This window comes from Salipiger pallidus (assembly GCF_014643635.1).
Lineage (GTDB): Bacteria > Pseudomonadota > Alphaproteobacteria > Rhodobacterales > Rhodobacteraceae > Salipiger > Salipiger pallidus.
Genome location: NZ_BMJV01000004.1, coordinates 394,642 through 413,433, shown reverse-complemented (window position 1 = coordinate 413,433; position 18,792 = coordinate 394,642). Strand labels below are relative to the sequence as shown.

The following is an 18,792-nucleotide window of genomic DNA, read 5'->3' as shown; positions in this document are numbered from 1 at the left end:
CTCAGCCCTGAAGCCGGTGCAGTCGCGCCTCGTCCCAGGCAAGGCCCACGGAATCGCCTGGCGCCCGGGGCGCTGCAAAAAATGTGGCCTCCGGCACGAAGGCCAGCACCTCCTCGTCCCCCATGGCGGCGGTCACCGCCACATGGTGGCCCTGGTATTCGACCGTGCGCACCACGGCGGCCTGCCCGGCCCCGTCAAGGCGCACATCATCGGCCCTTAGCGCAAAGCGCTCGCCACCCAGCTGCAGCACATTGTGCCCACCCATGAAGCGGGCGACGAACTCGGTGCGCGGGGCGGTGAAGACCTCGCGGGGGTGGCCCGCCTGCTCGATCACAGCGTCGTTCATCACCACGATCTCGTCGGCCAGCGCCAGCGCCTCGTCCTGCCCGTGGGTGACGTGGATGAAGGTGATCCCCAGCTCGCGCTGAAGCTTCTTGAGCTCGGCCCGCACCCGAATGCGCAAGAACGGGTCCAGCGCCGACAGCGGCTCGTCCAGCAACAGCACCTGCGGCTTGGTCACCAGCGCCCGCGCCAGTGCCACGCGCTGCTGCTGCCCGCCCGACAGTTGGGCCGGAAGTCGCTGCGCGAGGTGGCTCATGTCCACCAGTTCAAGCATCTCGTCGGCGGCGCGGTATCGGGTGGGCTTGTCGACGCCCTTCATCTTCATGGAGAACGCGACGTTGTCACGCACCGACAGGTGCGGGAACAGCGCGTAGCTCTGGAACATCATGGCGGTGCCGCGCCGTGCGGGGGGCAGCGGTGCAACGTCCTGCCCTCGCAGCAGGATCGAGCCGTCCGAGATCTCCTCATGCCCGGCGATCATCCGCAGCGTCGTCGACTTGCCGCAACCCGACGGGCCCAGCAGGCAGACATAGCTGCCATGGGTAAAGACGTGGTTGATATCGCGCACCGCCACCGTGTCGCCGTAGCGCTTGGTCAGGTGGACCAGTTCGAGATCGTCTTTCGTCCGCATCGTGCCACTCCGCTTCAGGATGTCGGGGTGCTGTCACCCGGCTTTCCGGCACGCTGCCCGCGGCAAGCGGGCCCTGGGAACGCAAATTCGCAGCTTTGGCGGTGGGAAACCTCAAGCGCCCATGTATTGAGCGGCCGCCACAACATTGCGCACATGATTGCAGCGTATATCGTATACAATTGTGATGACGATCCCTCATATGACCCCACGGCTTGAGATTCGGAGCGCTCCGTTGGACAAGAGGGCAAGACAAGGCAGGACCGCAGATGGCGCAGGCACCCAGGACCCAGGCATCAAAGACCGAAGCACCGGCACCGGTGAAATCGGAAACGGGCGAAGACCGGATCGTCCAAAAGCTTGCCTCGGCCATTCACGAACACCGTATCGCTCCGGGCATGAAGCTGTCCGAGGACGAAGTGGGCGAGGTCTATGGCGTCTCTCGCACGGTGGTGCGGGCGGCGCTTCAGAAGCTGGCGCACATGCATCTGGTGGATCTCAAGCGCAACCGGGGCGCCTTTGTCTCGCAGCCCACCGTCAAGGAAGCGCGTGAGGTCTTCGAAGCCCGCGCCCTGCTCGAGCCACGCACCGCCCACTCCGCCGCCGCCCGCATGACCGAGAGCGACCTTGCCCGCCTGCAATCGCATATCGACGAGGAACACGCGGCCCTTGCCCGCGGCGACACGGGCCGCGCGCTGCACCTGTCGGGGCTCTTTCATATCGAGATCGCGCGCATCGCCGATCAGGCCACGGTGGCCGAATTCATCGGCCAGCTGGTGTCACGCAGCTCGCTCATCATCGCCCTTTACTGGCAGCGCCGCGCCGCCCTGTGCGAAAGCCACGCGCACCACGCTTTGCTGGAAGCCTTTGCCAAGGGCGACGGGGTCCGCGCCGAGGAGATGATGAAAAGCCACCTGCTCGACCTGCTTACCTCGCTCGACCTGCGCGAGCGCAACGATGTCCCCCAAAGCCTGCGCGAGGCGCTGTCCGAATGACCCCCACCATGCGCACCGCCACCACCAGTGATTTGGGCCTGATCCTCGACTGGGCCGCAGCCGAAGGCTGGAACCCCGGGCTGGATGATGCGGCCCCCTTCCATGCCGCCGACCCCGAGGGATTCTTCGTGGCCGAGGACGAAACCGGCCTCGTCGCCGCCATCAGCGTTGTGAATCATTCGGACAGCTTCGCCTTCCTCGGTCTCTACCTCTGCCGCCCGGACCGGCGCGGGCGCGGCATCGGGCTTGCGCTCTGGCAACACGCGCTGGCTCATGCGGGGGAGAGGGCCGTGGGGCTCGATGGTGTTGCGGCGCAGCAGGGCAACTACGCGCGCTCGGGCTTCGCGTTGGCCGGATCGACCGCGCGCCTGGTCGGCCCGGTGGCCGAACCTCTGGGCGATGCCCCGAGACTTCGCGAGGCCACTTCCGCAGACATCGCCACCCTTTCCGCGCTGGATGCAGAGGCGACCGGCGTGGACCGTCTGCGCTTCATCACCGCGTGGCTGACGCAGACCGGCTGTCGCCGCACGGTGGTGATGGACGGCCCGGGCGGCCCCGTGGGCTTTGCCACCGCGCGGCTGTGCCGGACCGACTGCAAGGTCGGTCCTGTCGTGGCCCCGGACGCCTCCGCCGCGCGAGATCTTGCGCATGCCGCCGCCCGCAGCATCGGCGCCACGCGTTGCATCATCGACCTGCCCTCGGGCACCGAGCCGCTGCGCAGCCTGCTGGAGACGGAAGGTTTCAGCGAAACCTTCGCCACGGCACGCATGTACAGGACAGGTCAGGGCGGCGAGGCCCCAACCGCCTCGCCCCGGCTGTTCGCCACGGCGACATTGGAACTGGGTTAAGATCTACTGCTTTTGCAGGCACTTGCGCCCAGACACAGGGCGCAGGCAGGGGTGCGACATTGCCTTCCTCCACCGCTCTTGGTGGTGCTGACCTCATGGGCGCGCTGTCCATCGTTGGCGTCGAGCATGACAGAGACCGCGCGCTCTAGTTTGTCGACAGGCTGCGCGACGGAGCCGATTACGAGATCCACACCATCTCGGACGTCGCAGGCCTCGCGCGCAAGATACAGGCGCTGAGCCCCGACCTCGTGCTCATCGACCTCCAGCCCCCCTTCCGCGCTTCCCTTGAGGAACTGGTGCTGGTCTTGGGTCCGCTGGAGCGTGCCCTCGCGATGTTCGTGGTCCAGAACGGCGCAGGCCTGGCGGATGCGGCGATCAAGGCGGGGCGTCGGCCCACGTGGTCGACCGCATGAAGCCGCAGCGGGTCAAGCCGCTGCTGGATGCCGCCATCGCGCGGTTCGGCATGTTCCAGCGCAGGCGCACGGAACCGGCAAAGACCAAGCCCGCCATAGAGAAACGTAAAATGATGGACCAGTCCAAGGGCATGCTGATGAAGGCCCTCGGCATCGACGAGGATGCCGCCTATGCCTTTCTGCGCAAATCGTCATGGATCAGGGCCGCGTGGCGGACGCGGCGGGATGATGATGGCGACGCTCTGGGTGGGGGGCCTGCGGGCTTGTTGCGAAGTGCGGTAAGGGGAGACACCGCGCCAATCCAGTGTGCTAGATCAATGCCATGCCGAAGCCCTCTCCCACCCGCTATCGCAGGACAAACTGGCCCGACTACGACGCCACGCTCCGCCAGCGGACATCGCTCTGGATCTAATTTTGATCCCGGCACAGTCTGGCAGGTAGGAAAGCCCAGCAATCGTGGGCGGCCCGAGACGTTCTCTGGTGCAGCGGTCCAAGACTGCCCTCATGCTGAACGTGCTCTTCGGCCTTGCCCTTCGGCAAACACCTGAGCTGGTCGAGAGCCCGATCCGGATGGCTGGGCTCGACTGGCCGCTGCAGGACTAGTCGACGCTGTGTCGGCGGCAGTGACCGTTCAGGGCAGCCCTCCCCTATGGTTGCTCAGGCATACCCTTGCCCCTCCTTGTCGACAGCACCGGCATCAAGTTCCGTGGCAATGGTGCCCGGCTAGCCCGCACGCATGATCCGTCGCGTCGCAGGCAATGGCGCAAGATACACATCGCCATGGACACGCAAGCCGGGGACGTACGCGCGGCTGAGGTGACCTAAAGGCGCCAGAGCGACAGCCCCCTGCTGCCCGACGTGCTGTCCAAATTCCTGAGGATGAAGATATCGCCACCGTCACCGCGGACGGTGCATACGACAGGCGGCGACACCACACTCATCATCGCGCGCGGCGCCGAGGCCATCGCACCCATCCGCCGAAACGGCCGCGCCTGGGAACAAGGCTGCCCCGCAGCATCGGCGCGCAACGAGACCGTGCGGGCGACGCCGCACCTCGGCAGGGCCGAGAACGACGCCGTCGCCAGAACGGCCACCGGATAGGCGACAGGCGGCACCAAAGATGAGTTGCGCCACGACGTCGCTGCGCACCAAAAGATGGTCACGATCTACAGTAAATGGGTGAACCAGCCCACATCGGGGGCCAACAAGGGCAACGCTATCCTCAACAGCCAACGCAACCTCGACAACCCCAACCGCCGCGCCGCCGTTCACTAGTTCTGGGAGAGCCCCCGCATGGCTGCCGACCCCGGCAACAAGGCTGTGGACATGTTCCGCACGGTCGGCACCGGCAAGATCAAGGCGCTGTGGGTCATCCCCGCCCTGACCATGCCAGACGCCGAGGCGGTGCGCGCTGCCATCGAAGGCTGCGATGTCGTGGCGGTGTCTGACATCACCGGCGCGACGGGCACGGTGCGGCTGGCCGATGTCATGCCGCCCGCCACCGCATGGGCTGGAAAAGACGGCACGGTCACCAACTCGGACCACGCCATCTCGCGCCAATGGGCGATGCTGCCCATCCCCGGCGTGGCCCGGCCCGAGTGGCAGATCCTAGCGCAGATGGGGCAGCGACTGGGCTGGCACGGCGATTTCGACTATCGCCTGCCCCGCCGAGATCTTCCACGAATACGCCGCCCTCTCGGTCATCGTGGGCAAGCCGGGGCGTGATTTCGACATTTCGGAAACTGCCGAATTGACTGGCAGCGCCTACAGGGCCATGGCCCCATCCGCTGGCCCTGCTCGGTCACGCGGTAAGCCAAGCGGTTCTTTAGCAATGGCCGGTTCTATCATCCGGACGGCAAGGCCCCGATGATCCCCGTGCGCGCCTGCGCCTCCGCAGCACAGCCCGACAGTGCCCGCCCCTTCCGCTTAACAGTGGGCGCATCCGCGGCCAGTAACACACCATGACCCGCACCGCGCTGTCGCCGCGCCGTTCGGCCCACCCGGCCGAGCCGTTCCTCGATATCCGCCTCGATGACGCCACCCGCCTCGGGCTCAACGCGGCCACGCTGGTGAAGGTGCCAAACCCCGAAGGCACTGCAATCCTGCGCGCCCGCATCCCCGATGCGATACAGCAGGGCGACGTCTTTGCCTCCATACACTGGACCGGCGAAACCGCTCCCTCGGGGCGCATCGATGCGGTGGTCGCCGCCGTCACCCACCCCGTTTCGGTACACCCCGAAAGCAAGGCAAGCGTCGTTGCTCTGGAGAAGTTCAGCCCCTCATGGTACGGTTTCTCCGTGTCAGCCACGGAACTCGACCCACAGGCCATGAGCCACGCCACCACCCGCCAGGCGCCCGTAAACTGGGCCCGCGCCCGTACCCCAAACGGCTCGCCCGCCGATTTTGCAGGCTCGGTCGCCACGGATGACCGGGAGGCCGCCGCGCGCGCTGTTCTGCCTGCCGGGTGCGCATACGCAGTTGCTCGTGGGTACCCGCAAGAGCCGTGCCCGCATCGCGCTGAACGTAGATGGACAGCTGGTGGCAGCCCTTTTCGCAGGCCCCGAGCCACTGGCGTTGAAACGCGATCTCCTCGCCACCCTGCCTGGCGCCGATGCCTCCGCCGCCTGACCCGTTCCCGGCCGCTGGTGTGCTCGTGCTTCAATGTCGGGGTCAACGCCATCATCACCACCATCGAGGACCAGGGCCTTATGAGCGCCGAGGCCATTGGCACGGCGCTCGAGGCCGAGACCAACTGCGGGTCGTGCCCGCGCGCGCTTGCCGCGATCCTCACCAAAGTGCAATTGAAAGAAGCCGCCGAATGATCGAAGAGGTCCCGCCCGAAGCGCCGCTTGGCGCCCATGTCCGCACCCTTGCCCGAGGGCCGGGACGGTCCCGGTCTCTGACAAGGGACGAGGCGCAAAGCGCCATGCGGCTCATGCTGTCAGGCGACGCCGATCCCCATGCCATCGGCGCTGTGCTCATGCTCATGCGGATGAAAGGCGAGACGGCGGACGAGATCGCCGGTTTTGCCGCGGCGGCACAGGCCAGCCTGCCCGATCTGCCGCGCCCGGCGCTCGACTGGCCGAGCTATGCCGCGGGGCGCACGCGCGGGCTGCCATGGTTCCTGCTTTCGGCGCGGCTCGTGGCTGATGCGGGGCACCCGGTGCTGATGCATGGCTGGAACGGCGCCGACCGCGCGATCCGCGACGGGCTGGACGGCGCTGGCATTCCCTTCGCCGAAGACCCGTCCAAGACAAGGGCGCTTATGGAACGGCACGGCATCGTCTACCTGCCACTGGAGACGCTCTCGCCGGATCTTTTCCGCCTTCTCACCCTGCGCAGCGTGCTCCACCTGCGGTCCTGCGTGAACACCGTGTGCCGGATGCTCAACCCCGGCCGCGCGGAGCGGTCTGTGCAGGGGGTCTTCCATCCGCCCTACCGACTGCTGCAACAGGACGCGGGCGCGCTGCTGGGGCTGGACAGCCTCACGGTTATCAAGGGCGGCGGCGGCGAGTTCGAACGCCATCCCGGCAAGGCCATCGCGGGCTTTGGCTTGCGCGGCGGCACGTCCTTCGATGGCGATTTCCCGGCGCTGACCACGGGCGAAGCCCGCCGCCTCGACGGGGGCGAGAGCGATGGTGCCATGGTGCCTGCCCTCTGGCGGGGGGAGCTTGATGATCCCTTTGCCGAGGACGTGGTCTGCGGCACCGCCGCGCTGGCGCTCGACACGCTGGGCGTCGCGGACCCCGAAAAGACGGCGCGACATCTCTGGGCCCAGCGTCGCCAAGCCGTTTCGCTGGTCTGAGCTGACCCTACCCACGCGACTGGCTTGACCAAACTCTACCGCATCGCCACTCTGACCGGCGATGTTCCCCGATATCCGAGGCGTGCCATGATTGCTCCTGCCACTCCGACCGAACGATACCAGACGATATCCAAGGTCGCGGAGCAGCTTCAGTACCCTCCGCACATTCTGCGATTCTGGGAATCCAAGTTTCCTTTCCTCACCCCAGTCCAACGCGCCGGTGGCAGGCGATACTATCGGCGCGAAGACATCGCCCTGCTGCAGGTGGTTGCATATCTGCTGCATGAGAAAGGCCCGACCCTCAAGGCCGTCCAGTCGCGATACAAGGATCTGGGGAAAAGGAATTTCTTGCGCTGACAACCACGATTCTGTCTCAGGACGAGACAGTCGAATTAGTTGCCTAGGAATTGGCCGGGCAACCGGCACCGTCCCCTCGTCACCGGCTTGAACAGATCGGCAGCGCACTCGTCACGCAGCGGGACGGGCGTATCGACCTTGACCGTGCAGCCGTGTCGCTTGACAGGCAGGCGCTGCCTGCCGACACCGAAGTGGTGCTTTTGTCGCTGCGCATCCACCTAGCGCAATTGCAGGCGGAAGCGGTACGCAAGCAGCTGCCAGGCGACATCGTGACGCGCTTTGCGGCTTATGAAACCGTGCTGACGGAGGACGTGCCGCTGCTACCCCTTCTGGAGGGGCCGATGACCTTCCTGCGCGGCGGCGTCGAAGACGAATATGTCACCAGCGCCTTGGATAGCGGCTTTGTTGCGGGCTGGCGCCATCTTTGCGACCTGCATGATAGGCTGGCACTCAGGTTGGGGCCGGATGGGTTCAGCGGCGCGGAAACCCTCACTCTGAGGAGCGAGATCGCCCCGGCAGAAATACGCTGCATCAGCCAAGACGCCGCCCGGGCCTTCGACAATCTTTCTGTCAGCGACGCACTCAGGGATACCATGAGCCACCTATGCGACACCATTAAACGGCAAACCGATCTTTTGGCCGATCTTCGGGACAGAACGCCCAAACGGCCCAGCCTGCTGGCCTGCTCACTGAAGATCACCGGCGCCATCATTCTGGGAACACTGACCTGCGCAGCCAGTGTGGCCGCCATTGCGCAGACCGCAAGCGGCGCTGCGCTTCTGGCTGCGCTGGAGCCGCTTGCGCAAAAGCTGCTTTTGTTATTCGCCTAAGGCCCGCTTCCCTGCTCGGGGTGCCTAGGCGTCATTCGGTCAGTCGTTCTCTTCCGCAAGCCGCGTGGCATCAAGGCCACGGGTGAACACTAGCCCCATGGAGTCGCGCAGGGTGATCGGCCCGCCGGTGTAATCCTCGCCGATCCCCGGCCCGCGGATCACAAGTTCCCAGCCGTTGCGACTGATGCTGTCGGGCAGCAGGTCAAGCGGGTCGATCTCGTCCGTCTCGCCGCCCTCCATGTGGCAGACCGTGAACACCTGCCCGCCCTGCGGCGCATTGCGCAGCGCGGCAAAGACCGTGCGACCCTCGATGGGTTCGAGATAGCGGAAATGGTCGTCATCGCGCAGGTTGCCCCGCAGCCACGGATTGTTGAGCCGGAAAATCCGCAGGCGCCGCATAGCGTGAGTCTGGACCGGGTCGAGCTTCGACACGGAATGCGAGACATTGCAGTATTCGTGCATGTCGTCCATCCAGGCCCGCGCGATCTGTTTCAGCCCGCCCACGGTGATGGGATGCGGGCCGGCAAGCGGCGGCTCCACCGCGTTGAGCAGCGTCGCGATAGTGTTGAGGTCGTAATCCGTCACCTCCACAAGCGCGGGCAGGAACTCGAGGAAACGGGCAAGATCCTCTCGGGTCTCGAAGCCCATCTCCTTGAGGAAACGGAACGCGCCGGGGATCGAATAGGAATAGGCGTCCACCTGCCACTTTAGCGAGATCGCCTCTTCGGCCACCACCTTCACGCCGTACTTGTCATCTTGGTTGCGGATGAAGCCCCAGCTGGCCCGTGCCGTGGCATTGAGGAAGTCCATCGGCACGCCGGGCAGTACCGAATAGGTCAGGATCGACACCGCCGGGTTGTCATAGGCCTTGTCGAGGATCTCCATCTTGGTGTCGCCAAGGCGGGTGTTGATGTTGAGCTTGGGGCTCACCTGCGTGCCGCGGCGCAGGGTGTCGTGATTTGCGGTGCCCGAGATCCAGTTGGAGCCCGTGTGCAGGATCTCTTTCAGGCGCCAGTACTTGGACAGCCAGAAGGTGTAGATGAAAGGCGTGTTGTGGGCAAAGGTCAGCGGTCCCCACTGGAACACGTCCGGATCGCTGTCGGCCTGGCTCTTGATGACGGCGCGATAGTCCGACGACAGCTCCCAGTCTTCCTGAGGCCACGGGCGGCCGTCCTCGAAGACGAACCAGGGTCGGTATTCGGTGCCCGCGACACATTGCACCGTGTCGGCCATTTCCCGCAGGTATTCGTCGTCGTGGCGCATTTCCTGCGTCGAGGCATCCCACCACTTGAAATCCTGCGCCCCGTCGACCCGCACGCCATCGGCGCCGAAATCCACCTTGCGGCGCTGCAACTCAAGCAGGATCGCCCGCACGAAGGGGTTATGGTAAGCAAGGTTCTGGCCGTACATGTTCGGCCCGGCGAAATAGTGGCTGTTGAGCGCCCCGAGCCCTTGGTTGTCCGAGTGGCCGAACACCACGTCGAGCACCAGCATCTTGGGATAGCTCGGGAAGTTGTGCAGCACTGCCGCAAGGTCCACCAGCTCGTCCGGGCGCGCGGTTTCCAGCAGTACGGGGTTCACCGTTGCCATGCCGGAGATCACCACGTCATACCCCCAGTTGGTGGTGTCAGGGCGCATCAGGTGGGCGGTCACCGCCTCGTCGTCGCCCTCCATGTCGTTCCAGAAGGCGGGCCCTGCCTCGTAGACCGTGGTCGGCTCCACCGGCAGCAGCTGCACCGCGTCATAGCCGGCGAAGAGCTCGTCGTCCGGCTCCAGTGTCAGGCGGTTGCCGACGCGGGCGGCGATGCGTTCGAACTGCCGGGTGAGGCTGGCGAGCGTGCCGCCGGGAGTGGCGGTGGGCACATGCACCTGCAGGATCGAGGTGGGGGGCGCAAACTTGTGCGGGGTCTCGCCCTTCACCTGCTCAAAATAGCCCTTGTCCTGCCGCCGCGCCTGCATCGCGGGCACGTCGTAGATCTCGGCCGGGGCGAAAGCGCCATAGGGGAGTGAGGCGGCCAGTGGGTCGAGTATGCGTTGCAGCCCGCCCTCCTGGTCTCGATAGACCAACGCATAGAAGTCGCCGATGCTGTCCCGGTCCCCTGCGCGCAGCCCGCTGGCTGCGGCGAAGGTGAAGGCATCGCAGCGCACCACCGGCAGCAGCGTGCGGTCGAACGTCACGTCGGCATTGGTGGCGGTCAGGTCAAGCTCCTCCTGCGGGCGCAGGATCTCGAGGTAGACGTCGCCGTCGGCGATGCGCCAGTCCTGCAGTTCGGGGGTCCAGAAGCCGAACTCCACCAGTCCGTTCTCGACCAGTGCGCCCAGCCTGCGGGCGATCTGGCGGCCCGCGTGGAACCGGTCCGGCGCGGTGTTGAGCACCTCCTGGCACCAGGAGGCACGGTTTTCCGCCACGGCGGCTTCGCTGGTGATCGCTGGGCTGTCGGTCATGTGCTGGCTCTCTTCCGTCCTGTCATCCTGTCCAGGACCGGGGGCCTCTGGGGCGGGCCTGCGCCACGAGGCGCGGCGCGCCATGGGCTTCCTGAGCTTCCCCGGCCCGTCCTGTTGCCCTTCGAGAGTAGGGCCATGTGCCCGAGGTTCAACGCGAAAAGCCCCCGATTGCCCGGATCGGCGGCATGCGGCCCGGAGCCGCGCAAATGTCATGCGCTGTTCTGGTAAGAGGCCACAAAGAGGAATGCGGCGGGCGTCGCCCTGCCGCACGACGCCATCTCACCCTGTGAGACAAAGGCGCCCTGTACTCGGCCTCCTGTTCTCGGTGCCCGGGTGTCGGGCCCCTGCGCAGCCCCTCGCGGCCAGCGGGGATGCCGGACGGCCTCTAACCAATTCGGGCACCGCATCGCGCGGGGTGGGGGGCAAACGGTCAGGCGGCGGCGCGCATCAACTTGCGGCGCAGGCGCTGAAGGCCTTCGTCACCCTCGTACCGCTCGCCACCCACCACGGCCGTTGGGCTGAAGCGCACCCCTGCCTCGACAGCCTTAGCGGTGATGTCGTCCTCAGCATCCCGCAGGCGGTCGCTGTCCGCAAGGCGCAGCAGCTCCAGCGCCGGCAGATCCATCTGGCGCAGCGCATCCGCAAGATCACCGGGATCACCGATATTAAGCCCCTCCGCCCATGTGCCCCGCAAAAGCGCCAGGGCCAGCGGCCCCTCGTCGAGCCCCATCCGGCCTGCCGCCAGCAGCAGCCGGCATGCCATGCGCGGATCGGTGGGGTGATGCATCGGCACCGGCGACATGCGCAGACCGCTCTGGCGGGCGCGGATCAGGCGGTTGGTGATGGCCTCGGGCGTGATCTCGTCATCGGTCGATGGCCGCCGTCCCGTGGCGGTATCATGCACTACGTAAAGGTCCATTGGCCAAAGTCGCAGCTTCGCCCCGCAGTCGGCTGCGAGCGACATCGCGAGATCGTGGCAGAGGTAGGCCTCACCGCAATTGGGAGAAAAGAAGTAATCGACGACAGCGTTCATGGCGCCTCCCCGCAGATCAGATGCAATAGACAGCAGTAGAGCTTGCCGCTGTATCGCGTGACGACCACGCCCCCCGACAGCATCACTCCACCTCAATCCAGCCACAGTTCCGCTGATAGTCAATATGATTATAACGTTTCACCAATCACCTTCACACGCGACGGCGTGAGACTGCCGGTACCGATGTCTTTCGTGAGGCGTTTGCCGAAAATAGCGGCGCAACTTAAACGTTAGGCTAGAAGGTGTCACGGCACCTGCCCGGCACATGACCCGGCACGCCGCGTCATCATTGCCCGCCGCGCGGCCCTCATGCCAGTCTGGCCCGCAGGGAGACAGGGCGCTGCCGCGCTCACGAGAAAGACATGGCGCTGCCGCGCCAATGAGGGAGAAGAGCAATGCAGATCGAGGGTGCAAGCTACCTGGTCACGGGCGCGGGATCCGGGCTCGGGTCCGCCGTGGCAGAGATGATCGCCTCGGCGGGCGGCAGGCCGGTCCTGCTCGATGTGAACGCCGAGGCCGGCACGGCGCGGGCGGAGGAGCTGGGCAAAAACGCGCGGTTCATCCACTGCGACGTGACCAGCGCGGACAGTGCCGAGGCAGCGGTGGCCGAAGCGGTGCGCAGCTGCGGGCCAATCTCGGGGCTGGTGAACTGCGCAGGGATCGCGCCGGGAGAGAAGATCGTCGGCAAAGATGGGCCGCATGGGTTCGACAGCTTCGCGCGGGCGATCTCGATCAACCTCGTGGGCACGTTCAACATGCTGCGGCTGGCAGCGCAGGCCATGTCATCGCAGGAGACGGAAACAGAAGGAGAGCGCGGTGTCATCATTAACACCGCCTCGATCGCCGCCTATGACGGGCAGATCGGACAGGCCGCCTATGCCGCATCAAAGGGGGGCGTTGCCTCGCTCACCCTGCCCGCCGCGCGGGAACTGGCGCGCCACGGCATCCGGGTCGTGACCATCGCGCCGGGGCTGTTTGCCACGCCGATGATGCTGGGCCTGCCGCAGGCGGTACAGGACAGCCTAGGCGGCACCATCCCTTATCCGCCGCGGTTGGGCCACCCGGAGGAATACGCGTCGATGGTGCGCGAGATTATCGGCAACCGGATGCTGAACGGAGAGGTCATCCGCCTCGACGGTGCGCTACGCATGGCCCCGCGCTGACGCTGACAGGTCAGCAAACCCAAGCCACAGCCAGACCGTGGCATATCGCTGCTTTTGGCTGGGACTGACCCGGCCCCGTGGCAACAGCGCCCTGCCTTTGCCCGATCGCCCAACGCTCGGGTGACAGATACCAATCAAACCCGACTTTTGCGTCACAGAGCTCCCCCAGAGCGCGGCGCTACGCCCGTCAGACGGGACAAGGGCTCAAGCGGTCATTCGTGAAAATTGCAGTTGAGCCCGGCAGGGATCCCACTTCTACAAATGCGGCGCAGTACACGAATGTCAGCTTTTCTGAACATACATTTTGCGTAATCGTGTACTATGGATGGCGTCGAGTTGGGAAGCAAACGCAGTTGTTACGTATCATTTGCCGATATTTCATCGTTGGGTTTGCAGCGCTAACGATTGTTTTTGTCGCTTTCACGTTGTCTCCAGCTATCAGCGCTCAAAACGCAGATTTCTCGGCTTGCAGAAGTGAGCGTTCATCGCAATGCCTGACTGATCTGGGTGTAGACTTAGCGCTAAATGCCCGCGCCCTGCCACCATACATGCGAGAGGTTGGAATGCTGGCTCAGATGGGGCGCATAGAAGATGCTCTCGCTTTGGAGTTTCGTGTCGTAAGCGAAAAAGATCAACCATCGCGAAACGTAGAAGCGACCGTCAATCGCAGACTGGCCAGCCACCGAATAACAGCCGCAATCCGAAACGGTATCGACTTGGACGCTGCCATAGAGAGAACGCCTGATGTTGACGCTGGTGTCATATGGATCAGTGCTCTCGATCTACTTGACCGTAACCCATACGGCGTTCGATCTGGCCCCAGGATCATGCCTGATGACCAGATACTTGATGTTGTTTCAGATATGGCAGAGCGGATCGCCAAGATGGCGCAAGAAGAACCAGAACGGCCGCAGACAATCCACCTTATGTATGCCGCTGAACTACAAACTGCCTTGAATAACCGCACTGAAGTGATCCGACTGTTTGAAGCGTTGCCACAAACAAGAAATCCTCTCATAAATCCGTCTCATGACCTCATCCGGCTCATTGGGTCGCAGACTGCATTGCGACTCTACCGCGAGGCCGGTGGAAGTGGCCATAACATTCTTCTGACTGCAGCTTCGGCTGAAACAGATCTGAGTCTTGCGACAGAGTATCTGAAAAGAGCTTTCACCGAGTTTCTTCCGAAGACCCCTGGCCAGACTTCGACAAGATGGAAGGTGCCGTTGTACGCGCTGCAAATCTTGGTTTGCAATCAATTGCACTAGAGTTGGCGCGTGATTTGGGCAACCAAGCCGATACGGCGCCATCAGCCTTTCCGGTCTTTTCACACATCGCAGCAGCGCGCGCACTCATGATAGCGGGTGCCGATGAGGGCGAAGTTCAGGATAAGCTTGAGCGGGCACAGAGCCTTTTTCCCCAGAATGATAAAGCAATCGTGGGCGTAGGTGTTGTAAGCGGTGCCATCGTTTGGGGCAGCTCAGTGCTTGATTCACAGGCCAGACGTGAAATAGCGAACTTAAGGGCACGCATGGGTGAGATCGACGCAGCCATTCAGATTATGAATGGCATAGATGAGCCCGTGTTTGCTTGGAACGATATGCTGACCCCGGAAATTCCCATCGAAACTCTTGATGGTCTTTTGGACGCGGCAAGGGATGCAGTTTCAAGAGAAGGACATGCCTACCTCAGAGCACAGCATGCGCAAGAGATGCTTTTCTTCGGGGGAAGCGAAGAACAAAAATTCTGGGCGCAAGAGACAGCAACGGCGCTCTTGCAAACTGAAGAACTGGATGGGGCTCGTGCTGTTCTCATCTACAGTACACTGACAAGAATTGGTGCCCGATTAGGAGACGAGGAAATCCAGAGTATGGCTTTGGAAAAAATGGCTGAAACCGCTCTTAACTCCCGCGGATTTAGTGAAATGATAACTGCTGGCTTCGAGTGGTACCAATCGGACCTTGCGCCCTAAAGCGGACATTAATCGCCAGAACCTGCACGGCGGCTTCGTCCGCTCTGCCGCCCTTGGTCGGCAAGATCATACTGCCCAATACCGCCGATGGCCGGTGTAGGGAAGCTGCGCCGCGGCACAGCCCAACTTGGCGAGTGACCGCAAAGGGCCGTCCTCGCCAGATTACCGCCTCGCCTAAATGAGGTGGACGCCGCATGACCGCTCTGAGCCCGAACTCCCAAATGGCGCATCATGAGCGAATGGCTGGTGTCATCACTCGAACGAGGGGCATTTGCGCATGAACTGGGTCGATCGAGCAGCCTACCATTGCCTAAGCAGTTTCCGACACATCATCAGACGGAGACTGAAATGCTTCTGGAAGGCAAGACAATCATCATTACCGGCGCAAGCAGCGGCATCGGTGCCTCGGCTGCAAAGCTCTTCGCGGCGGAAGGCGCAAGACTTGTCCTCGGTGCGCGCCGCGTTGATCTGCTTGAGAAAACCGTCAACGAAATTCTGGCTGACGGTGGCGAGGCGGATTTCATCGCCGGAGACGTTGAAGAAAATGGGTATGCAGAAGCACTGGTGAAACGCGCAGAAGAGCGCTTCGGTGGTCTTGATGGCGCCTTCAACAATGCAGGCACTACAGGGGACATTGGGCCTATCCCCTCCATGGAGGAGAGCAACTGGCACAGAGTGATGTCAGTGAACCTCAACAGCGGATTTTATGCGGCAAAGCACCAGATACCGGCGATGCGCAAACGCGGCGGCGGCTCGATTGTCTTCACGTCCTCTTTTGTCGGGCACACGATCGGGCTGCCCGGCATGGGCGCCTATGCCGCGGCAAAGGCGGGCCTGATCGGCATGACGCAGGTTTTGGCGGCGGAACATGGGCCCGAGAACATCCGCGTGAACGCGCTCCTGCCCGGAGGCACCATGACGCCGATGGCCGGTGAGGATGCCGGTTATCATGAGATCGTGCGAGGTTTCCACGCGCTGAAGCGCATGGCCGATCCGTCCGAGATCGCGCGGGCCGCTCTCTTCCTTCTGTCTGATCATGCGTCTTTCGTGACTGGGACCGCAATGATCGCGGATGGTGGAAACTCGATCAACAAGCTCTAAGGCGCGTGAAGCGGACAATGGCCAGTCAAGTGCCCGCGTCCGCTTCGCCCGCTCACCGGACCTCCGTACGGAAAGTGGCAATGGGTTGGCATTGCGTGGCATGGCCTTCCGACAAGACTCAGAAGATCCATAAGATCGAGTCGCTGTCGCATGGCATTCGAGATCAGGGGCCGGGGCGATCCGGCAAGGCGACCAGACAAAGGCCCAGATGATGTTTAACCGGCCATCAGCGCGCGTGCAGCGGCGCGCGCTTCGGGGGTGACGGTGTCGCCCGCGAGCATGCGCGCCAGTTCCTCTTCGCGCTCGTTCTCGGCAAGGGAAGATACGGTGGACAGCGTCGCGCCGTCCTCGACCCGCTTCGACACCCGCCAGTGATGCGCCCCAAGCGCCGCCACCTGCGGCGAGTGCGTCACGACAAGCACCTGCCCGCCATCGGCCAGTGCCTTGAGCCTGCGGCCCACCGCGTTGGCGGTCGCCCCGCCGACGCCGCGGTCGATCTCGTCGAAGATCATGGTGACGGCCTGATCGCGCTCTTCGGAAAGGCACACCTTGAGCGCCAGAAGGAAGCGCGAGAGTTCGCCGCCCGACGCGATCTTGTTAAGCGGACCTGCGGGCGCGCCCGGATTGGTGGCAACGGTGAAGGCCACAGCGTCGATGCCCTCGGGGCCTGGCTCACCATCGACAACCTCGGTGCGGAACACCGCCCGCTCCATCTTGAGCGGCGCCAGCTCGGCTGCCATGGCCGCGTCGAGCCGGTGGGCCGCAGACTTGCGCTGCTCCGTCAGGATATCGGCGGCGGCGTCATAGGCTTTGTCGGCGTCGGCCACGGCGCGAGAGAGGTCGGCAATATCCTCGGCCCCCCGATCCAGCGCATCAAGACGCGCCGACAGGGTCTGCGACAACTCGGCCAGCTCATCCGGGGCAACGCCGTGCTTGCGGGCAAGACCGCGCAGGGCAAAGAGCCGCTCCTCGGTGTTCTCGAGGCGGTAGGGATCGAATTCCAACGAAGAGATGCTCCCCTCGACCTCGCGCGAGGCCTCGTCAAGCTCGGCCATGGCGCGGGTCAGCGCGGCGATGGCGCCATCGAGCCGGCCCTCGGCCTTGTCGGATGCGCCTTCGAGCCAGCGCAGGGCGTTGGACATAGCCCCCTCGGCACCCTCGTAGCCAAGCGCGTCGGCAGCGCGCGAGATATCCTCGCGGATGCGCTCGGCGGCCTGCATCATGCGGCGCTCTGTATCAAGCGTCTCTTCCTCCCCCGCCTCGGGAGCAAGATCGGTCAACTCCTTCACCGCATGGCGCAGGAAATCCTCTTCGGCGCGGACGGCCTCGAGCGCGGCCTCGGCGGCGGCAAGCGCCTTGCGTGCCTCGCGGCGCCCGGCCCATGCGGCGCGGGTGCCGGACGTGTTGACCCCGGCGTAAGCATCGAGGATCACCCGGTGCCCCGAGGGATTCAGAAGCCCCCGGTCATCATGCTGACCGTGCAGCTCCACAAGCGTTTCGGACAGACGGCGCAGCACTTCGCCACTGGCGCGGCGGTCGTTGATCCAGCCGGTCTTGCGCCCGTCGGCGGTGTTGACCCGGCGCAGGATCAGCTCGTCCCCGGCAGGCAGCCCCGCTTCTTCTAGCACCGCGCGGGCGGCATGGCCGGGGGCCAGCTCGAACACCGCTATGACCTCGCCCTGCTTGGCACCGGCGCGGACCAGTTCGGCCCGGCCGCGCCAGCCAAGGACAAAGCCTAGACTGTCGAGAAGGATGGACTTGCCGGCCCCGGTCTCCCCGGTCAGCACGTTAAGTCCCGGCTGGAAGCTCAGGTCCAGCCGGTCGATGATCAGCATGTCGCGGATCTCGAGCGCTCTCAGCATGTGATGCGCCACTTTCTCAGAGAGGGAAAACCGTTCAGATCAGCCTCACAGCCATTCGCCACGGACGGTCTGCCGGTAGACGGCGGACAGCCAGTTGTCACCCACGGAGCGCATCTCGAGGCCGCGCCCGGTGAGCAGCTTGTAGCTGTCCTCGTACCAGTCGGTGCCCTGATAGTTGTAACCGAGAATCGCACCCGCGGTCTGCGCCTCATCTGTGAGGCCAAGCGACAGGTAAGCCTCGACCAGGCGGTGCAGTGCCTCGGGGGTGTGGGTGGTGGTCTGGAAATCCTCGACGACCGAACGGAATCGGTTGAGCGCCGCGCCGAAGTTCTGGCGCTTCAGGTAATAGCGCCCGATCTCCATTTCTTTTGCGGCGAGATGGTCGAAGGCGAGGTCGAACTTGAGCACCGAACTGCGCGCATATTCGCTTTCGGGATAGCGTTCGATCACCGCGCGCAGCGCCTCCAGCGCCTCGTAGGTCAGGCCCTGGTCGCGGCCCACCAGTTCAATCTGATCGTAATAGCTCAGCGCCAGAAGATACTGCGCATAAGCCGCGTTTTCATCGGTCGGATAGAACTCGATATAGCGCTGCGCCGCTGCGCGGGCGTTGTCGTAGTCCTTCTCAAGGTGATAGGCGCGGGCCTGCTCGATCAGCGCCGGCTTGGACCAGTCCGAATAGGGATAGAGTCGCTCGACCTCGCCGAAGTAGTAGGCCGCCTGCTCACCATCTTTGCGTTCCAGCTCGTACGCGCCGCGTTCGAAGATCTGCTGGGCGCTGTAGGTCTCGAGAGGGACATTGCCCCGCGCGTAGCCGGGGCGCTCCCTCGCGGTACATCCTGCCAGAAAGATCGCGACGAGCCCCGCCCCGATCACAAGACCACGCGCTGTGCCGCCTGCCATGCCCGACAATCCTCTTCCTTGTTCCGGGCCGACCATAGGCCCATCGGCGATGGTCGTAGCACAGAACTTTCCGGGGCAAAACGCCTTAACCGCGTTTT

Annotated in this window: 17 protein-coding genes and 2 pseudogenes; 14 read left to right on the top strand and 5 right to left on the bottom strand. The window is 64.2% G+C overall.

The window, feature by feature from the left end; all coding sequences use genetic code 11:
* Window position 1 precedes the first annotated feature (1 nt).
* A complete protein-coding gene (locus tag IEX41_RS11955) occupies window positions 2-973 on the bottom strand; it encodes an ABC transporter ATP-binding protein (protein WP_188790474.1) in 972 nt (323 codons plus the stop codon).
* A 266-nt stretch (window positions 974-1,239) separates the two neighbouring features.
* Between IEX41_RS11955 and IEX41_RS11950 the strand changes: the two genes are divergently transcribed.
* The 10 genes and pseudogenes from IEX41_RS11950 to IEX41_RS11915 all read left to right on the top strand — a co-directional run bounded on the left by IEX41_RS11950 (window position 1,240) and on the right by IEX41_RS11915 (window position 8,218).
* Window positions 1,240-1,965 carry a GntR family transcriptional regulator gene (locus IEX41_RS11950; protein ID WP_188790473.1) on the top strand — a complete coding sequence of 242 codons (726 nt, stop codon included), beginning with the start codon at window positions 1,240-1,242 and terminating at the stop codon, window positions 1,963-1,965.
* Window positions 1,962-2,813 (top strand): GNAT family N-acetyltransferase, encoded by an 852-nt coding sequence (locus IEX41_RS11945; protein ID WP_188790472.1) that lies wholly within the window; start codon window positions 1,962-1,964, stop codon window positions 2,811-2,813. Before IEX41_RS11950 ends, IEX41_RS11945 begins: the two co-directional genes overlap by 4 nt.
* A 248-nt stretch (window positions 2,814-3,061) precedes the next feature.
* Window positions 3,062-3,226: a hypothetical protein gene (locus tag IEX41_RS21540; RefSeq protein WP_229673186.1), complete on the top strand. Its 165-nt coding sequence runs from the start codon at window positions 3,062-3,064 to the stop codon at window positions 3,224-3,226.
* Window positions 3,223-3,369: pseudogene (locus IEX41_RS21875) on the top strand (two-component system response regulator); the annotation flags it as partial. The gene IEX41_RS21540 and the pseudogene IEX41_RS21875, both read left to right, overlap by 4 nt.
* Window positions 3,370-3,548: 179 nt before the next feature.
* Window positions 3,549-4,291 (top strand): annotated as a pseudogene (locus tag IEX41_RS21535) (IS5 family transposase); the annotation flags it as partial.
* 228 nt (window positions 4,292-4,519) lie between these two features.
* Window positions 4,520-4,951 (top strand): molybdopterin-dependent oxidoreductase, encoded by a 432-nt coding sequence (locus tag IEX41_RS21530; protein ID WP_229673184.1) that lies wholly within the window; start codon window positions 4,520-4,522, stop codon window positions 4,949-4,951.
* A gap of 236 nt (window positions 4,952-5,187) precedes the next feature.
* Window positions 5,188-6,048 (top strand): molybdopterin dinucleotide binding domain-containing protein, encoded by an 861-nt coding sequence (locus IEX41_RS21525; RefSeq protein ID WP_229673183.1) that lies wholly within the window; start codon window positions 5,188-5,190, stop codon window positions 6,046-6,048.
* Window positions 6,045-7,031, top strand: coding sequence for a glycosyl transferase family protein (locus tag IEX41_RS11925; RefSeq protein WP_188790470.1), 987 nt, complete (start codon window positions 6,045-6,047; stop codon window positions 7,029-7,031). The genes IEX41_RS21525 and IEX41_RS11925 overlap by 4 nt, the downstream gene beginning before the upstream one ends.
* Before the next feature lie 24 nt (window positions 7,032-7,055).
* The gene (locus IEX41_RS11920; RefSeq protein WP_188790469.1) at window positions 7,056-7,388 is read left to right on the top strand and encodes a MerR family transcriptional regulator; all 333 of its coding nucleotides are present in this window, start codon (window positions 7,056-7,058) and stop codon (window positions 7,386-7,388) included.
* A 50-nt stretch (window positions 7,389-7,438) separates the two neighbouring features.
* Complete coding sequence (locus IEX41_RS11915) at window positions 7,439-8,218, top strand: hypothetical protein (RefSeq protein ID WP_188790468.1); 780 nt, start codon at window positions 7,439-7,441, stop codon at window positions 8,216-8,218.
* 39 nt (window positions 8,219-8,257) lie between these two features.
* On the opposite strand, the gene gghA is transcribed toward IEX41_RS11915, so the two are convergent.
* A complete protein-coding gene (gene gghA, locus IEX41_RS11910; protein ID WP_188790467.1) occupies window positions 8,258-10,663 on the bottom strand; it encodes a glucosylglycerol hydrolase in 2,406 nt (801 codons plus the stop codon).
* A 430-nt stretch (window positions 10,664-11,093) separates the two neighbouring features.
* Window positions 11,094-11,696, bottom strand: coding sequence for a DsbA family protein (locus tag IEX41_RS11905; RefSeq protein ID WP_188790466.1), 603 nt, complete (start codon window positions 11,694-11,696; stop codon window positions 11,094-11,096).
* Window positions 11,697-12,091: 395 nt separating this feature from the next.
* Between IEX41_RS11905 and IEX41_RS11900 the strand changes: the two genes are divergently transcribed.
* The 4 genes from IEX41_RS11900 (at window position 12,092) to IEX41_RS11885 (ending at window position 15,932) form a co-directional block, all read left to right on the top strand.
* A complete protein-coding gene (locus IEX41_RS11900; protein ID WP_188790465.1) occupies window positions 12,092-12,859 on the top strand; it encodes an SDR family NAD(P)-dependent oxidoreductase in 768 nt (255 codons plus the stop codon).
* A 218-nt stretch (window positions 12,860-13,077) separates the two neighbouring features.
* Window positions 13,078-14,127 (top strand): hypothetical protein, encoded by a 1,050-nt coding sequence (locus IEX41_RS11895; RefSeq protein ID WP_188790464.1) that lies wholly within the window; start codon window positions 13,078-13,080, stop codon window positions 14,125-14,127.
* Window positions 14,073-14,831, top strand: coding sequence for a hypothetical protein (locus tag IEX41_RS11890; protein ID WP_188790463.1), 759 nt, complete (start codon window positions 14,073-14,075; stop codon window positions 14,829-14,831). The genes IEX41_RS11895 and IEX41_RS11890 overlap by 55 nt, the downstream gene beginning before the upstream one ends.
* Before the next feature lie 348 nt (window positions 14,832-15,179).
* Window positions 15,180-15,932: an SDR family oxidoreductase gene (locus tag IEX41_RS11885; RefSeq protein WP_188790523.1), complete on the top strand. Its 753-nt coding sequence runs from the start codon at window positions 15,180-15,182 to the stop codon at window positions 15,930-15,932.
* A gap of 215 nt (window positions 15,933-16,147) precedes the next feature.
* Here the strand turns inward: IEX41_RS11885 and recN are convergent, their stop codons facing one another.
* Entirely contained in the window at window positions 16,148-17,794 is a 1,647-nt protein-coding gene (gene recN / locus IEX41_RS11880; protein WP_188790462.1) for a DNA repair protein RecN, read from the bottom strand.
* A 45-nt stretch (window positions 17,795-17,839) separates the two neighbouring features.
* Complete coding sequence (locus IEX41_RS11875) at window positions 17,840-18,694, bottom strand: outer membrane protein assembly factor BamD (protein WP_188790461.1); 855 nt, start codon at window positions 18,692-18,694, stop codon at window positions 17,840-17,842.
* Window positions 18,695-18,792 lie beyond the last annotated feature (98 nt).

Excerpts from the sequence above, each read along its gene's own strand:
- IEX41_RS11945 (WP_188790472.1), top strand. The coding sequence starts at position 1,962 with ATGACCCCCACCATGCGCACCGCCACCACCAGTGATTTGGGCCTGATC.
- IEX41_RS11875 (WP_188790461.1), bottom strand. The coding sequence starts at position 18,694 with ATGGCAGGCGGCACAGCGCGTGGTCTTGTGATCGGGGCGGGGCTCGTC.
- IEX41_RS11950 (WP_188790473.1), top strand. The coding sequence starts at position 1,240 with ATGGCGCAGGCACCCAGGACCCAGGCATCAAAGACCGAAGCACCGGCA.
- IEX41_RS21530 (WP_229673184.1), top strand. The coding sequence starts at position 4,520 with ATGGCTGCCGACCCCGGCAACAAGGCTGTGGACATGTTCCGCACGGTC.
- recN (WP_188790462.1), bottom strand. The coding sequence starts at position 17,794 with ATGCTGAGAGCGCTCGAGATCCGCGACATGCTGATCATCGACCGGCTG.
- IEX41_RS11885 (WP_188790523.1), top strand. The coding sequence starts at position 15,180 with ATGCTTCTGGAAGGCAAGACAATCATCATTACCGGCGCAAGCAGCGGC.
- gghA (WP_188790467.1), bottom strand. The coding sequence starts at position 10,663 with ATGACCGACAGCCCAGCGATCACCAGCGAAGCCGCCGTGGCGGAAAAC.
- IEX41_RS11955 (WP_188790474.1), bottom strand. The coding sequence starts at position 973 with ATGCGGACGAAAGACGATCTCGAACTGGTCCACCTGACCAAGCGCTAC.
- IEX41_RS11900 (WP_188790465.1), top strand. The coding sequence starts at position 12,092 with ATGCAGATCGAGGGTGCAAGCTACCTGGTCACGGGCGCGGGATCCGGG.
- IEX41_RS21525 (WP_229673183.1), top strand. The coding sequence starts at position 5,188 with ATGACCCGCACCGCGCTGTCGCCGCGCCGTTCGGCCCACCCGGCCGAG.
- IEX41_RS11925 (WP_188790470.1), top strand. The coding sequence starts at position 6,045 with ATGATCGAAGAGGTCCCGCCCGAAGCGCCGCTTGGCGCCCATGTCCGC.
- IEX41_RS11890 (WP_188790463.1), top strand. The coding sequence starts at position 14,073 with ATGGAAGGTGCCGTTGTACGCGCTGCAAATCTTGGTTTGCAATCAATT.
- IEX41_RS11905 (WP_188790466.1), bottom strand. The coding sequence starts at position 11,696 with ATGAACGCTGTCGTCGATTACTTCTTTTCTCCCAATTGCGGTGAGGCC.